The 15087-nt window shown below is 68.7% G+C and carries 18 protein-coding genes; 13 read left to right on the top strand and 5 right to left on the bottom strand.

All coding sequences use genetic code 11. The features are described 5' to 3' along the window. Window positions 1–34 precede the first annotated feature (34 nt). Window positions 35–688 carry a C39 family peptidase gene (locus ACSMFO_RS07835; protein WP_360125130.1) on the bottom strand — a complete coding sequence of 218 codons (654 nt, stop codon included), beginning with the start codon at window positions 686–688 and terminating at the stop codon, window positions 35–37. Between the two features lie 158 nt (window positions 689–846). On the opposite strand from ACSMFO_RS07835, the gene ACSMFO_RS07830 reads away from it, so the two are divergent. Together ACSMFO_RS07830 and ACSMFO_RS07825 are read left to right on the top strand one after the other, a co-directional pair. Next, entirely contained in the window at window positions 847–1476 is a 630-nt protein-coding gene (locus ACSMFO_RS07830; RefSeq protein WP_037335389.1) for an RNA polymerase sigma factor, read from the top strand. After that, window positions 1463–2584, top strand: coding sequence for a CU044_5270 family protein (locus ACSMFO_RS07825; RefSeq protein WP_436457715.1), 1122 nt, complete (start codon window positions 1463–1465; stop codon window positions 2582–2584). The genes ACSMFO_RS07830 and ACSMFO_RS07825 overlap by 14 nt, the downstream gene beginning before the upstream one ends. On the opposite strand, the gene radA is transcribed toward ACSMFO_RS07825, so the two are convergent. Beyond that, window positions 2581–3939: a DNA repair protein RadA gene (radA, locus tag ACSMFO_RS07820; protein ID WP_436457713.1), complete on the bottom strand. Its 1359-nt coding sequence runs from the start codon at window positions 3937–3939 to the stop codon at window positions 2581–2583. The two genes, ACSMFO_RS07825 and radA, sit on opposite strands and share 4 nt — an antisense overlap. 111 nt (window positions 3940–4050) lie before the next feature. Beyond that, complete coding sequence (locus ACSMFO_RS07815; protein ID WP_436457711.1) at window positions 4051–4782, bottom strand: hypothetical protein; 732 nt, start codon at window positions 4780–4782, stop codon at window positions 4051–4053. A 297-nt stretch (window positions 4783–5079) separates the two neighbouring features. On the opposite strand from ACSMFO_RS07815, the gene ACSMFO_RS07810 reads away from it, so the two are divergent. The 11 genes from ACSMFO_RS07810 to ACSMFO_RS07760 all read left to right on the top strand — a co-directional run bounded on the left by ACSMFO_RS07810 (window position 5080) and on the right by ACSMFO_RS07760 (window position 13272). Then, window positions 5080–5571: a CarD family transcriptional regulator gene (locus ACSMFO_RS07810; protein ID WP_005165253.1), complete on the top strand. Its 492-nt coding sequence runs from the start codon at window positions 5080–5082 to the stop codon at window positions 5569–5571. A 59-nt stretch (window positions 5572–5630) separates the two neighbouring features. Beyond that, window positions 5631–6281 (top strand): IspD/TarI family cytidylyltransferase, encoded by a 651-nt coding sequence (locus tag ACSMFO_RS07805; protein ID WP_435832174.1) that lies wholly within the window; start codon window positions 5631–5633, stop codon window positions 6279–6281. A 112-nt stretch (window positions 6282–6393) separates the two neighbouring features. Next, on the top strand, window positions 6394–6864 hold the full coding sequence (gene ispF / locus ACSMFO_RS07800) for a 2-C-methyl-D-erythritol 2,4-cyclodiphosphate synthase (protein WP_034310203.1): 471 nt from the start codon (window positions 6394–6396) through the stop codon (window positions 6862–6864). Window positions 6865–6892: 28 nt separating this feature from the next. Further along, the gene (locus ACSMFO_RS07795; RefSeq protein WP_038520725.1) at window positions 6893–7288 is read left to right on the top strand and encodes a PPOX class F420-dependent oxidoreductase; all 396 of its coding nucleotides are present in this window, start codon (window positions 6893–6895) and stop codon (window positions 7286–7288) included. Window positions 7289–7302: 14 nt separating this feature from the next. After that, window positions 7303–7698 (top strand): PPOX class F420-dependent oxidoreductase, encoded by a 396-nt coding sequence (locus tag ACSMFO_RS07790; RefSeq protein WP_037335370.1) that lies wholly within the window; start codon window positions 7303–7305, stop codon window positions 7696–7698. A gap of 107 nt (window positions 7699–7805) precedes the next feature. Continuing rightward, complete coding sequence (locus ACSMFO_RS07785) at window positions 7806–8492, top strand: HAD family hydrolase (protein ID WP_436457707.1); 687 nt, start codon at window positions 7806–7808, stop codon at window positions 8490–8492. A 46-nt stretch (window positions 8493–8538) separates the two neighbouring features. Further along, complete coding sequence (cysS, locus tag ACSMFO_RS07780) at window positions 8539–9930, top strand: cysteine--tRNA ligase (protein ID WP_072029698.1); 1392 nt, start codon at window positions 8539–8541, stop codon at window positions 9928–9930. Between the two features lie 37 nt (window positions 9931–9967). Further along, window positions 9968–10924 carry a 23S rRNA (guanosine(2251)-2'-O)-methyltransferase RlmB gene (gene rlmB, locus ACSMFO_RS07775; RefSeq protein ID WP_037335364.1) on the top strand — a complete coding sequence of 319 codons (957 nt, stop codon included), beginning with the start codon at window positions 9968–9970 and terminating at the stop codon, window positions 10922–10924. Window positions 10925–11009: 85 nt separating this feature from the next. Continuing rightward, complete coding sequence (locus ACSMFO_RS07770) at window positions 11010–12443, top strand: MBOAT family O-acyltransferase (RefSeq protein WP_360083897.1); 1434 nt, start codon at window positions 11010–11012, stop codon at window positions 12441–12443. 10 nt (window positions 12444–12453) lie between these two features. Beyond that, complete coding sequence (locus ACSMFO_RS07765) at window positions 12454–12798, top strand: hypothetical protein (RefSeq protein ID WP_436457704.1); 345 nt, start codon at window positions 12454–12456, stop codon at window positions 12796–12798. Between the two features lie 9 nt (window positions 12799–12807). Next, complete coding sequence (locus ACSMFO_RS07760; protein WP_436457702.1) at window positions 12808–13272, top strand: hypothetical protein; 465 nt, start codon at window positions 12808–12810, stop codon at window positions 13270–13272. A 40-nt stretch (window positions 13273–13312) separates the two neighbouring features. Here the strand turns inward: ACSMFO_RS07760 and ACSMFO_RS07755 are convergent, their stop codons facing one another. Both ACSMFO_RS07755 and ACSMFO_RS07750 read right to left on the bottom strand, forming a co-directional pair. After that, complete coding sequence (locus ACSMFO_RS07755) at window positions 13313–14176, bottom strand: alpha/beta hydrolase (protein ID WP_436457700.1); 864 nt, start codon at window positions 14174–14176, stop codon at window positions 13313–13315. 135 nt (window positions 14177–14311) lie between these two features. Then, a complete protein-coding gene (locus tag ACSMFO_RS07750; RefSeq protein ID WP_038520739.1) occupies window positions 14312–15031 on the bottom strand; it encodes an alpha/beta fold hydrolase in 720 nt (239 codons plus the stop codon). Window positions 15032–15087 lie beyond the last annotated feature (56 nt).

Below are 15087 nucleotides of genomic sequence, written 5' to 3'. Positions count from 1 at the left end.
AGTAACGCATTCAGAGGACGAAACGCGGCGTGGGTCAGGCTGAGTAGCCCTTCGGCGGGATCAAGGTGGCGAGCTGGTTGAAGGTGAGCCAGTAGATCTGGTTGCCGCCGAAGTTGGCCGGGTCGGCGATCTTCACCGTCATGTTGTCGCTGTTGTAGCCGATGATCGTGAAGTAGTGGTAGATCGTGTAGTTCGGGTAGCCCGGCGGGTGGTTGTTCGCCGGGGCGACGATGTTCGCGACGATCGCGTAGCCCTTGTCGACGTCCAGCACGATGTCGCGCCACAGCAGGTCACGCTGCGCCTGGGTCGGCGGGTCGTTCGGCATCTCCTTGGTCTCGTACCAGCCACCGGCGACGTGGTTGTTGAGGACGCGGGTGACCTGCCCGATCCAGTCGGTGCCGTTGGTGCTGGTCGGCAGTTCGTTCGCGAGCTGCTGCTGGCTCGGCGGGTTGCCGTTCTTGGCCGAAATGGCGATCCGGGTGGCGGCCGGGCCGCACCAGTACCCGGTCTCCTGGATCTGGTACTGGATGTTGAGCTCCGCGGCCGCCTTGACCCCTTCGACCTTGGCGGGCGGGGCCATCGACGTCACATCGACGGCGTTTTCACCTTGGGCGAGCGCCACCGCCGGAGCGGTGATCAAGGCGGACGCCGCGAGCGCGGCGACGACCACGGTCCTGAGTCGACGCATGGTAATCCTTCCCCAGTTTCACTTTTGAATGGTGAATAGTGAACATGATCGCCGGTCCCGGGGCTTTTGTCTGCGGCTTCACCTGCGCTTTCCCCGGTCGGCCCACGACGAAAGTAGGATCGGATGAACGCTTCGATGGCCATCGGGCAATAGCGATCGTGCAGGTGATGAAAGACGATCACGAGCAGGCCGGCTCGCGCGGACCGGACAGACCCGATCTCGGTGGCCCCGATCCCGCACCCGTCTTCGGCATGCTCTTCGACGCCCACGCGGCACCGCTGCAGCGTTATCTCGCGCGCCGCGTCGGCACGGAGACCGCGCACGACCTCGTCGCCGAGACGTTCCTCGTGGCACTCCGGCGACGCGAGACGTACCGCCCGGAGGCGGGGACTGCGCGGGCGTGGCTCTACGGCATCGCGACGAACCTGCTGCGGCATCATGTCCGCACCGAGACGAGGGCACTCAACGCGACGGCCCGGCTCGCGGCCGCCGGCCAGGCGGTCTCGGCCGGGCACGACGGCCGTGTCGCCGAGCGGGTCGACGCCCAGTCCCGCGCGGCCCAGCTTGCGGGCGCGCTGGCCGAACTGAGCGTCGCGGACCGCGACACCCTGCTGCTGGTGTCGTGGGCGGGCCTGGATCCCGGCGAGGTCGCCGAGGCGCTGGGGATTCCCGCCGGGACGGTGAGATCACGGCTGCACCGGATCAGGAGATGGCTGCGCGCCAACGCACCGGAGTCCACAAAGGACGGATCGAGCAGGAACGAGGAGGGCGAAAGTGCACGGCGATAGCGTCAGGAAGGTGTGGTCGGAGGCCGAACTCGACGAGGCGCTGGCCTGCCTCCACGCCGAACCGGAAACCCGGCGGGACGAACTGTCCCGCGCCAAGGCTGCACTCCTGCGCGCCGCCGGCGAGGTCGAGGACGAACTGCTCCCGAGGCTCGCGCCCCCGCCGAGGAAACGGCCCGGCGCGTGGCGATGGATCGCCGCCGCGGCGGCCGCGGCCCTGGTGTCCGGCGGGGGGATCGTGGCGACGAACGCCTTCACCGGCGGCGACGGCCCGGCCCCCGCGGACCACTCGGTCGTCGGCCCGAACGAAGACGCGCTCGAATCCCTCCACGGCGACGACTTCCCGCTTCGCGACGATCAGTACCGGCTCGTCACGGAGTCCACCTGGACCACGCGCGTCACCAAATCCGGGCTGGTCTACCAGACCCACGAGATCCTCGAACGCTGGCTCCCTGTCCCTGGCTGGAAGTCGTTCAAGACCCGGTTCACCGGCACCGGCGAGATCCGCTGGGTCAAGGGCGACTACCAGACGGCGATGAGGAACGGTGAGGCGCTGCCGGGCCCGTCGTCCTCGGTCAGCGTGAACGACGTGCCGCCGCCGACCCCCACCACGACGTCGCCGGCACCCCCGATCCTCCCGCCCCAGGACCGGCTCCCGTCGGAGAGCGGCTGGACGCAACCCGCCCCGGACTTCCTCGCGGAACTACCCATCGACCCCGGGAAGATGGCCGAGCGGCTCCGCCACGACGGCATCTGGCCGGACGGCCGCCCCGCGGAACAGCCGAACTCGCCGCCCGAGATGTTCGAGATGGCCTTCAACGTGCTTCGCTCATCCCAGGGCTTCGGCGCGCAACGGGTGGCTCTGTGCAAAGCACTCGCGAGAATGCCCGGCATCGTCCTAGAGACCGTGACCACTCCTGACGGTCGCTCCGCGTTGTCGTTCTCGGTCACGATGCCCGACCGGACACGCACGTTCATCGTCGACCGCGCGACGGCGGCCGTCGTCGGGAGCCGCGCCGTCCGGGCGAACGACAGGGAAGAGGGCTGGCCGGGGCTGACCCTGTTCGACACGACGATCTCGGTGGTGATCACCGACGACGACGGCCCCTAACGGGCGTGCTTCGCGGCGTTGAGCGCGCTTCCGACGTCGGCCACCTCCAGCACCCGGATACCCGGCGGGATCTTGCCGGAATCCGGCGGCACCAGCGCGTACGTGAAGCCGAGCCGGGCGGCCTCTGCGAGCCGCCGCCCGACGCTCGGCACCCGCCGGACCTCACCCGAGAGCCCGACCTCGCCCATCGCGACGAGTTTGGGCGAGAGCGGCGTGTCCCGCGCCGACGACATCAGCGCCAGCACGACCGCGAGATCGATACCGGGCTCGGTGATCTTCATACCGCCGACCGTCGCGACGTAGACGTCCTTGTCGCCGACCTTGATGCCCGCCCGCTTCTCCACCACGGCCAGCACCATCGCGACACGGGCCGAATCGAGACCGCTCACCGCGCGCCGGGGCTGCGGTGACTGGGTCGCCGACACCAGCGCCTGCACCTCGCCCAGCAGCGGCCGCTTGCCCTCCATGGTCACCGTGACCGCGGTGCCCGCGACCGGCTCCGCGGTGTGGCTGAGGAACAGCCCTGACGGGTCCGGCACGCCGACGATGCCCTCCTCGACCAGTTCGAAGCAGCCGATCTCGTCGGCGGCGCCGAAGCGGTTCTTGATGCCGCGCAGCATCCGCAGCGTCGAATGCTTGTCGCCCTCGAACTGCAGGACGACGTCCACCAGATGCTCCAGCACCCGCGGCCCGGCGACCGAGCCGTCCTTCGTCACGTGGCCGACCAGCACGATCGGCAGCCCGCGTTCCTTGGCCAGCGCGACCAGCCCGGAGGTGACCGCGCGGACCTGGGTGACCCCGCCCTGCGCGCCCTCCACCTGCGGGGAGGCCATGGTCTGGACCGAGTCGACGATCAGCACGCCCGGTTTGACCGCGTCGACGTGGCCGAGGATCGCGGAGAGGTCGCTCTCGGCCGCGAGGAACATCTCGTCGTGGACGTTGCCGGTGCGCTCGGCACGCAGGCGCACCTGCCCCGCCGATTCCTCGCCCGTGACGTACAGCGCGCGGCCCGCGGTGGCCGCCCACTGGTAGGCGACCTCCAGCAGGAGGGTCGACTTGCCGACACCGGGCTCCCCGGCGAGCAGGATGACCGCGCCCGGCACGAACCCGCCGCCGAGCACCCGGTCCAGCTCGGAGACGCCGGTGGGCTTCGCGCGCGCCGTCTCGACGTCGACCTCGCCGATCGGACGTGCCGGGGCACTGGGCGCGCCCGCCGCGACCCTGGCTATCGCGGGGCGGGCGTCGCCGCGCTCCTCGAGCGTTCCCCACGCCTGACATTCGGGGCAGCGCCCGACCCATTTCGGCGCCTCGTACCCGCACTCACCGCAGCGGTAGGTGCTGCCTTTCTTGACCACCCCGCGAGGCTAGCGGCCGCCACCGACAATCCCGGGGAGCGACAAGTACATGAAGGCCCCCTTCCTGTACCTAGGCGCAAGGAAGGGGGCCTTCATGTACTTACGAGGGAGCTAGTGCCCGCCGCCTTCGGCCTTGGGCTTCTCCGGCGCGGGCGCCCGGCTGCCCGGGTGCGACGGCGCCGCGACCGGCAGGTCGACGGTGATCGAACCGGAGTTCTTGAAGACGAAGGTGACCTTGATGGTCTGGCCCGCCCACACCGGCTGCTTCAGCCCCTGCAGGACGATCGTGGCCTTGCCCACCTGGTCCGGCGCGTTGGTCGTCTCCGGGCCCGCGGACGGCGTGACCGTCCCGGCGACACTCGACGACGGGGCGCCGGAAGACGAGGGCGCTCCCGACGAGGACGACGGCGCACCCGAGGACGAAGCCGGCGCGGAGGACGCCGGGGCGCTCGTCGGCGCCACCTCCTTGGTCGACTCGACCGCGTCGGACGGGCCGATCACGAGCGCGTGGCCAGCCACGATGATCTTGGCGCCGGTGATCTTGGCGTCACCGGTGGCGGCTTCGGAGGAGACCGAGACGAGCTCGTCGTCCAGCTTGCCCTGGTTCACGATGGTCAGCGTCAGCGGCGCGGCGGCACCGGCCGGGTACGCCTGCCCCTCGGTCGGGAACTGGAGCGCGGCGTTCCGCAGCACCAGCTCCTTCGCCTGCGCGTACGTCCCGTTGACCGCGGGCTGCTGCGAGTCGGTCTGGGTGATCTGACCAGCACCGCAGCCGGCGAGCACGAGCGCGGCGCCGAGCGCCAGCACACCTGCGCCGAACACGCGACGATTCTGCAGCCTCACGTCGGAGTCCTTCCATCTCACGGCCTCTTCACCGCGAAGACTAGCCGGGCGCCTTCGCGGGCCAAGAACCCGGTGCGTGTTGGCACCCCACCAATGCGGTGACGCGCCCAAGATCAACCGTCCACAAAGGATTTGGAAATCGTTCGCTTCTCACCAGCGTGAGCATGGGCGAATTGGGTTTGTCAACCCCCGGGCGGACCACCGTCAGGCCGCTGACCTGCGACGACGATCGCGGGCCACTAGGTGGGCCTCGTCGGCACGTGCTAAGATGAATTCAGCGAAAGGGGCAGAGGACACATGGTTTTCAAGGTCGGAGAGACCGTCGTCTACCCGCACCACGGTGCCGCACTCATCGAAGCCATCGAGACCCGCGTGATCAAGGGCGAGGAGAAGAAGTACCTCGTCCTCAAAGTCGCGCAAGGGGATCTTACGGTTCGCGTGCCCGCAGACAACGCCGAGATCGTCGGCGTTCGTGATGTCGTCGGGCAAGAAGGACTGGACAAGGTTTTCGACGTTCTGCGTGCTCCGCACACCGAGGAGCCCACCAACTGGTCTCGTCGGTACAAGGCCAACCTCGAGAAGCTCGCCTCCGGCGATGTGAACAAGGTGGCCGAAGTGGTGCGCGACCTCTGGCGGCGAGAGAAGGACCGCGGACTTTCAGCCGGCGAGAAGCGCATGCTGGCGAAGGCGCGGCAAATTCTGGTCAGCGAGCTGGCGCTCGCGGAGGGCACCGACGAGGACAAGGCTGAAGTCCTCCTCGACGAAGTTCTGGAAACCGCGGCAGTCTGAACCGGCGGGTGTCCCACGCCAGGTGAGGCTGCGAGGGATACCTCTACGATCGCGCACATATGAGCACCGTCCATATGAGCACAATCGTGTTCGTCACTGTCGTTCGACACCATGCCTCCGACGCGGAGCTCGCTCTCGCGCCGGTCAATGGTGAAGCGCTACTCACGCACACTGTGCGGGGGCTGCTCGCTCTGCCGGATCTCGATCTGGTGGTCGTAGCGGCCCCCGAGCGGTGTGCTGATTTGTTTTCGGCCGCTTTGAGCGGCTTCGAGGAGCGTTGCCGGATAGTACCCGGCTCGTCGCTCAAGCATGCTTTCGACACCGTCGAAAAAGAGATCACCGGGAATCCGGTTTTCCTCGTGCACGACGCCCTGCGCGCCTTCACTCCCCCGGACACGGTCCGTGCCGTAGCGGACGCGGTCCGTGCGGGATCTCCTTTCGTGATTCCCGTATTGCCGATGGCGGACACCGTGAAGGTGACTGATGCGGCGAAAGTGATTACAGGGACCGAAGACCGGGCGTATCTGCGCACGGCGCAAACCCCGCTCGGCTTCACTCGTGAGACTTTTCTCTCGTATGCCGGCGAGCCGTCTCTCGACGGCGCGCACACCATCGCCGGACACCCGGATGCGATGCGCGTCACCAATTCGTTCGAACTGAAGCTGGCCGAAGCGATCGCTCGGGCCGGGGAAGCAGAGGAAGTGCTGTGATCTGCGCGCGCCGCGGCACCTGAGCGGGCCGAAGAGCGCACCCCTCAAAGACAACCCAAGATCGCCAGATCCGATCTGGCGGCGCGCGAACGGCGAGGAAAGAGGAAGTGCTGTGAGGATCGGGAACGGCGTCGACGTCCACCCCGTCGAGGCGGGCCGCGAATGTTGGATCGCCGGGCTCCTCTGGCCCGGCGTCGACGGTTGCGCGGGCCATTCCGACGGCGACGTCGCCGCACACGCGTTGTGCGACGCGCTGCTGTCCGCGGCCGGGCTCGGTGATCTCGGCGCGGTGTTCGGCACCGGCGATCCGCGCTGGGCGGGCAAGCACGGCGTCGAATTCCTCGCGGAGGCGCGGCGTCTGGTCGAGGCGGGCGGCTGGACCGTCGGGAACGCGACCGTCCAGATCGTGGGCAACGCGCCGCGCGTCGGGAAGCGCCGCGAAGAAGCCCAGAAGGTGTTGAGCGAGGCCGTCGGCGGGCCGGTGAGCGTCTCCGGGACGACGACCGACGGGCTCGGCCTGACCGGACGCGGCGAGGGCATCGCGGCGTTCGCGACGGCATTGCTGCTGCCCTCGCAGGAATAGCCGCGGCCGGAAGCCGGTTCGGGCTGTCATGGCAGTCACACTTCCCGAACCGGTCCGCGAACTGGTGGACGGCAAGAACTTCGCGACCGTGGCCACGCTGGACGCCGACGGCGGCCCGCAGACCTCGGTCGTCTGGGTGGGCCTCGACGACGGCGATCTGGTCTTCAGCGCCACCGAAGACCGGCTGAAGGTGCGAAACCTGCGCCGCGATCCGCGCGCGAGCGTGTCGATCACCGACGCGGAGAACCCGTACCGGCACACGCAGCTGCGCGGCACGGTCACGATCACCCCGGACCCCGGGAAGACGTTGCCGAAGGCACTCAGCCACAAATACCTCGGCCAGGACCCGCCGCCGGAGGGCGACGAGGTCGAGCGGGTGATCGTCCGCCTGCGCGTCGAACGGATCGCCGGGAACGTCCGGTGATTAGGCTCTCGGGCATGGGTGTGACCTTCAACGACGCGACCAAGAAACTCCTCGACGGCAACAACTTCCCGGTGCTGGCGACCATCAACGCCGACGGCTCCGCGCAGACGTCGGTGCTGTGGGCGAAGCGGGACGGCGACACGGTGATCTTCGCGACCGTCCGCGGCCGTCTCAAGGAGCGGAACATGGCCAGGGACCCGCGGGTGTCCGTCTCGGTCTTCGATCAGGAGAACCCGTACGACTACGTCGAGATCCGCGGGACCGTGGAGATGACCGACGAGGGCGGGCGCGAGCTGATCAACGAGCTGTCGCACAAGTACCTCGGCAAGGACTACCCGGACGAGCCGGCGGAGGTCGTCCGCGTGCTGGTCCGGATCACGCCGACCAAGATCACCGGCAACGCCGCCTGACACGCGCCATGAAAGGTCCTTTCCTTGCAAATTTTGCAAGGAAAGGACCTTTCATCTCACACGCGAGGGGCGGCAGGAACCCCACGATCGTGGCTAATGTGGACCTCGTGACCTTTCGCGCTGTGTTGTTCGACTTCTCCGGCACGGTCTTCCGGCTCGAACAGGACGAGACCTGGCTCGCCGACCTCACCGGCCACGATGGCGAGGGCCTGGACCTCGAAGCCCAGACCGAATTGATGCGCCGGATGACCGCGCCGGTCGGCCAGGTCGTCGATCTCGACGAAGAGCACCTGTACGCCTGGAACCACCGCGACCGCGACCCGGTGCTGCACCGGAAGGTGTACCTCGAGGTCCTCAAGCAGTCCGGGGTGCCGCACGCCGACCAGGCCCTCGCGCTCTACACCCGGCTGATCGATCCCACCCAGTGGACGCCGTACCCGGACACCGAGGCCGTCCTCAAGGGCGTCTCGGGCAAGGGTGTGAAGCTCGGGGTGCTGAGCAACATCGCCTTCGACATCCGGCCCGCGTTCGGCCGCCGGGGCTGGGACGCCTACGTCGACGAGTTCATCCTGTCGTTCGAGGTCGGAGCGGTGAAACCGGAGCCGGAGATCTTCCGCGCGGCCGTCGAGCGGCTCGGCGTCGACCCGGCGGAAACGCTCATGGTCGGCGACAGCGAGGAAGCGGACGGCGCCGCGCGCGACATCGGCTGCGCGTTCGCGCTGGTAGAGCCGCTGCCGACGACCGAGCGGCCGGACGCCCTGCTCAGCGCCCTGCGCACCCATAACGTGCTGTAATACGGTCACTGCGACACCGCTCACGCCGACCCCGTACCCTTTTAGGGTGGCACTACACCTCTATGACACGGCGACCCGGAGCGTGCGGGAGTTCCATCCCGCCCGTAGCGGAACGGCGTCCATGTACGTGTGTGGTGCCACCGTGCAGGGCATCCCGCATATCGGCCACGTCCGCGGCGCGCTGAACTACGACGTCCTGCGTCGCTGGCTCGTCCACAGTGGACTCGACGTGCTGATGGTCCGCAACGTCACCGACATCGACGACAAGATCCTCACCAAGGCCGCCGCGGCGGATCGTCCCTGGTGGGAATGGGCGGCCACGCACGAGCGCGCCTTCGAGTCGGCGTACGAGGCGCTGGGCTGCTTGCCCCCTTCGATCGCCCCTCGGGCGACCGGGCACGTCACGCAGATGGTCGAGCTGATGCAGCGGCTGATCGACGGCGGGCACGCCTACGCTTCGGGCGGCGACGTGTACTTCTCGGTCAAGGCGTTCGACGGCTACGGCGAGCTCTCCGGCCAGAAGCTCGACGAGGTCCAGCAGGGCGAGAGCCTCGGCGAGGGCAAGCGCGACCCGCGCGACTTCACGCTGTGGAAGAGCGCGAAGCCGGGCGAGCCGTCGTGGCCGACGCCGTGGGGTTCCGGCCGTCCCGGCTGGCACCTCGAATGCTCGGCGATGGCGACCGCGTATCTCGGCGCCGAGTTCGACATCCACGGCGGCGGCGTCGACCTGGTGTTCCCGCACCACGAGAACGAGCGCGCCCAGTCGAACGCGGCGGGTGATCCGTTCGCGCGGTTCTGGCTGCACAACGCCTGGGTGACCATGTCCGGCGAGAAGATGTCGAAGTCGCTGGGCAACACGGTCTCGATCCCGGAGATGCTCAAGAACTACCGGGCGCCCGAGCTGCGGTATTACCTGGTCCAGCCGCACTACCGGTCGACGATCGAATACTCGGACGGAGCGCTCACCGAGGCGGCGCAGGGCTACCGCCGGATCGAGCAGTTCCTCCGCCGGACCGCGAGCAGTGCCGGCGCCGTGCCTCTCGGCGAGATCCAGGCCGGGTTCGCCGCCGCCCTCGACGACGACCTGGCTACCCCGCAGGCGTTCGCCGTGCTGCACAACACGGTCCGGGACGGTAACGCGGCCCTCGACGCGGCCGACAATTCCAAGGCACTCGAAATCGCCGCCTCCGTGCGCGCGATGACCGACGTGCTCGGCCTCGACCCGCTCTCCGCGCGCTGGTCCGAGGCGGGCGGCAATGAGACGCCCACCCGGCAGGCACTGTCCGATCTCGTGGAAGGGCTGCTGACCGAACGGCAGCAGGCCCGCGCCGACAAGGACTTCGCCCGTGCGGACGCCGCGCGTGACCGTCTCCAGCAGGCGGGCATCGTGGTGGAGGACACGCCGAACGGTCCACAGTGGACCGTCAAGGACGTCTGACCCTTACTCGCGTTTTCTAGCTCAAGGATTCTCACTGATGGCAGGCAACTCCCGGCGCCAGGGCGCTATTCGCAAGCCCGGCACTAAGAAGGGTCAGGTCGTCGGCTCCGGCGGCCAGCGCCGGAAGGGCCTCGAAGGCAAGGGCCCGACCCCCAAGGCCGAGGACCGGCCCGGCCACAAGGCGTACCGGATGGCCAACGCGCGTGACCGCAAGGACCAGGCGCGGCAGAAGAAGGCCGACAAGCCGGAACTGATCGCCGGCCGCAACCCGGTGGTCGAGGCGCTGCGTGCCGACGTGCCCGCGACCGCGCTGTACGTGGCGATCAACATCGAGATCGACGACCGCGTCAACGAGGCCGTCCGGCTCGCCGGCGACAAGGGCATCTCGATCCTGGAGATCCCGCGCGAGGAACTGGACCGCAAGACCAACCGGGCCATGCACCAGGGCCTCGGCCTGCAGGTCCCGCCGTTCGTCTACGCCGACCCGCGCGACCTGATGGCCGTCGCGAAGGACTCCGGGCAGACCCCGCTGTTCGTCGCGCTCGACGGCGTCACCGACCCGCGCAACCTCGGCGCGGTGATCCGCTCGGCCGCCGCGTTCGGCGCGCAGGGTGTCCTCCTGCCGGAGCGGCGCAGCGCGGGGATGACCGCGGTCGCATGGCGGACCTCGGCCGGTACCGCGGCCAAGCTGCCGATCGCCGTCGCGACCAACCTGACCCGTCAGCTGAAGGCGTGGAAGGACGAAGGCCTGATGGTCGTCGGCCTCGACGCGGACGGCTCGGTCGACATCGACGAACTGGACCTCGCGGCGGATCCGCTGGTCATCGTGCTCGGCTCCGAGGGCCGCGGCCTGTCCCGGCTCGTGCGCGAGACCTGTGACGCGACCGTCTCGATCCCGATGGCGGCCGGTGTCGAGTCGCTCAACGCGTCGGTCGCGGCCGGGGTGCTGCTGGCCGAGGTGGCGCGCCGCCGACGGCTCGCGGGACGTGTCTGACCCCGCACTTCGGCACACGGTGCGGGGCGCGCAGGCTAAGGTCACCAGCGGATAACGCGTAACCGCCCTGGGGGACCCCGCACCGATGTCGTTCATTTCACCGCTGTTCCTGTGGTACTTCATGCCGGCGGTCCTGCTCGCCGTGCTGGTGTGCCCGCGCGGCTGGCGGAACGGCATCGTCGCGGTCGGCAGCCTGATCTTCTACGCCACCGGCGCCGGGCCGTACACGCTCGTGCTGCTCGGCTGCATGGTGGTCAACTTCTTCGCCGGGCCCGCGCTGGAGCCGAACGCGTGGGACCTGCAGAACAAACGGCGTAAACGGCTGCTGCTCGGCGTCATCGGCCTCAACGTCGGCATGCTGCTGATCTGGAAGTACGCGGGGTTCGCGACCCAGCAGATCGCGGCCGTGACGCATTGGTTCGGCGGCGGCTTCCCGGTGGCCGACCTGGTCATCCCGATCGGCATCTCGTTCTACACGTTCCACCACATCTCGTACGTGGTGGACATCTACCGCGGTGAACGCCGCGCGCTGCGCGACCCGGTGTCGTTCGCCGCGTACATCGCGATGTTCCCGCAGCTGGTGGCCGGGCCGATCGTGCGGTACCGCGAGATCGCCGACCAGCTGCCGCAGCAGCGGTCGCACCGCCTCGACGACATCGCCGCCGGTTTCCCGCGGTTCGCGCTGGGGCTGTGCAAGAAGACGATCATCGCGGACTCGCTCAGCCCGATGGTGGACGCCTGCTTCAACACGCCACCGGACCAGATGACCTTCGCGATCGCCTGGCTCGGCGCGATCGGGTACACGCTGCAGCTGTTCTTCGACTTCTCCGGGTACTCCGACATGGCGATCGGGCTCGGCCGCATGCTCGGCTTCCGGCTGCCGGAGAACTTCGCGAGACCGTACTCGTCGGTGACCATCACCGAATTCTGGCGACGCTGGCACATGTCGCTGTCCCGCTGGTTCCGCGACTACGTCTACATCCCGCTGGGCGGCAACCGCACCGGCGCCGGGCACACCTACCGGAACCTGTGCATCGTGTTCGTGCTGACCGGGTTCTGGCACGGCGCGCAGTGGACGTTCCTGATCTGGGGCATCTACCACGGCGCGCTGCTGATCGTGGAACGCGCTTTCGGCTACGACGTCACCCCGAAGACCCAGGCCGCCCGCATCGGCCGCCGAGCGCTGACGCTCGTGCTCGTCGTCTTCGGCTGGGTGTTCTTCCGCGCGAAGGACCTGCCGCACGCGCTCGGCATGATCGGGCACATGGTGCTGCCGGACTTCACCGGGCTCACCGACGTCGTCGAGAGCGCCGTGACCAACCAGCGGCTGCTCATCCTGCTGTGCGCGCTGGCGATCGTGTTCCTGCCCGCGCATCCGGTGACCGGGCCGCTGCTGGAATCGTCGCGGAGCCGCCCGGCCACGGCGCTGCGGATCGGCGTGATGACCGTCGGCCTGGTGTACGCGGCCATCCTGATCGCGACCGGGACGTTCAGCCCGTTCCTCTACTACCAGTTCTGAGGGAGCCGAAATGACCAACTTGGCAGCCCAGCCCGGCGTGATCCCGTACGTGGACAACCACGACGGTCCTCGCCGTCTGCTCACCGTCGAAGTACGCCCGTTCCCGTCGACCATGGTGCCGTACGCGCCCCTCGTGAGCATCGACGGCAGGCAGTACGTGGTCTCCTGGGGCGCGGTCATGTTCGAGATCCCCGCCGACCGGAATGTCCATGTCAGCGCGCATCTGCATACCAATTACGGATCAGAGGCCGCCGCGACCCCGTTCGCGTCGATCGTCCTGGCTCCGCATCAGGAGCCGGTCCGGCTGACCACCCAGTTCACCGGCAAGGGTGGTTCGATGTTCCCGGTCGGCTAGCTTGGCCCCATGACCGACGGCTGGAAGCGGGATCGCATCGGTTCGGCGCTGCGCGGGGAGAACCCGACCGTGCTGCGGCGTCTGGACGCGGGCTTCGCGGTGATCGGCGATACGCAGTTCCTTCCGGGCTACTGCGTCCTGCTGACCGATTCCCCTGCCGTCGGCAGGCTGACCGGTCTACCGCGGCCGCGACGGCTGGAGTTCCTGGCGGACATGGACTTGCTCGGCGAGGCGGTCGAAAACGTCTGCGCGCGAAGGGATCCGGGCTTCCGCCGGGTGAATCTGGAGATCCTCGGCAACACGGATCCGTTCCTGCACGCGCATGTCTGGCCGCGGTACGACTGGGAACCGGCCGACGTGGTCGGACGGCCGGTCTGGCTTCACCCGGTGGAGAACTGGGCCGCGTCGCTCGGGCCCCAGCACGACTCGCTGCGCTCCGAACTGACCGCGGAGATCGACAGGCTGCGGGCCTGAGCACGCCGAGAGTGCCCCGCGGGGCACTCTCGGCGTCGTTTCACAGGAGGTCGATCAGCATTTCGGCGAAGACCCGCGGCCGGCTGAAGTAGCCGACGTGCGACGAGGCCAGGGTGTGCACCTCGAACGGGTTGTGCGGAGTGAGCTCGTCGGCTTTACGGATCATGTAGTCCTGAACGGCCGGCGTGATGCCGTGGTCCTCGGCGAGGCGGACGTAGGTGTGCGGGACACGTCCCCACCCGTCCGCCTGGACCACCGCGCCCGGCTCGAGCACCGTGTAGTTCTCGTCCGGATCCAGGGAGTCCAGCAAAAGCCGGAACTGGTGGTCGGTGGAGTCGGCCATGATGGCGGCTTTCAACTCCGCGAACAGCGCCGGGTCACCGTGGGCGGAGCGCCAGTTCAGCCGGGCCACACCGGGTTCGCTCATCCCCGGGACGGTGATCCGCGCCGACACCGCGTCCAGCAGGTTGTCGTCGACCACGTCCCACGGTTCGGTGAGCATGGCCGGATCGCTGAGACAGAGCGCGGACAGGTAGACGACACGGTCGAGCAGCTCCGGCACGGCGTTGGCGACGGCGCTGATCGTCAGACCGCCGAGGCTGTTGCCGACCAGGACGACCGGCCCCCGGCCGTCGAGGCGCCGCAGCGTGTCCACCACGTGCCGCACGTTGTCCTGCAACGTGACCCCGCGCATCGGGGAGGGAGCGGCCGCCAACGCGGCGAGGTCCTGGGGTTGGCGGTAGTAGGCGGCGGGGCTGTCCGCCAGGTCGCCGTGGCCGGGCAGGTCGACGGCGTGCGAACGGTATCCGAGCAGTGCCAGCTCGTTCTGCAACGGACCCCAGGCCCTGGCGTTACTGGAACCGCCGTGAACGAAGACGAAAACGGGGCGCGAAAGTGCGCGCATGGTGAAAGATCCTTGTCATCCTTGGCGAACGGTGGACGTGGACCTCGACACCGCCGAAGGGCGGCACCAGGTCAGCGCGTCGACCGGATGCGAAGGGCCTGCCAATTGTGGATGACGGAACACATGGTGATCACCTTAGCCGGAGGCGACACCGGCCGCCTCCGATTTACCGGGTGCCGGAGATCGGGCCGCGTCGAGCACCAGCCGGGCGAACTCCTTGCCCCGCACCATCGGCAGGTAGTGCCCCGCCTTCGGGACGTTGATCAGCCTGCCGTCGGCGCAGGCGTCGAGAAAGCGGCGTTCATGGCGCCTGAAGTGGTCGCGTGAGCCGTTGACGAGCCAGGTGGGCCCCGGATAGGCCGCTAGGTCCGCGAGCACGTCGAAGCCCGCGAAGGCCTCTGCGACGTCCGGGATGACTTCGGTCGCGATGCCGCCGCCGATCACCGCTTCGGCGAGTTTCGGCGGCAGGGCGCTTCGGAACTGCCATCGGCTCAGCCGTTCGCCCTGGTCCGGCAGCCGCATCAGCAAGCGATGCGCCAAGCGGAACGGAGTCTCCAGTGCCTTGCCGGGCAGGAACGTCGAGCCCGCGACGACGAGCCCCGCCACGCGCTCCGGATACTTCGCCGCCGCTGCGATCGCGACGTAGCCACCGAGCGAGTGTCCGACGACCAGCGCGGGCTCGTCGATCGCTTCGGCGACCGCGTCCGCCGCCGCGGCCAAGGTGAACCGCTCACCTCCCCGGGTGCCGTGGCCCGGGAGATCGACCGCTTTCGCGGGATGTCCGAGCAGGTGGAGTTGCTCGGTCCAGGCGGCACCGCTGAGCCGGATGCCGTGGACGAAGACGACGGGAACCATGGACTGCCTCCTTAGTGCAACGCACCGTTGCGTTGCAAAGTACGCCCGATCGTCGC

The sequence above is a fragment of the Amycolatopsis sp. w19 genome, assembly GCF_051373225.1.
Classification (GTDB): Bacteria; Actinomycetota; Actinomycetes; order Mycobacteriales; family Pseudonocardiaceae; genus Amycolatopsis; species Amycolatopsis japonica.
The sequence above is the reverse complement of the archived record's forward strand: the minus strand, read 5'-3'. Positions and strand labels throughout refer to the sequence as shown.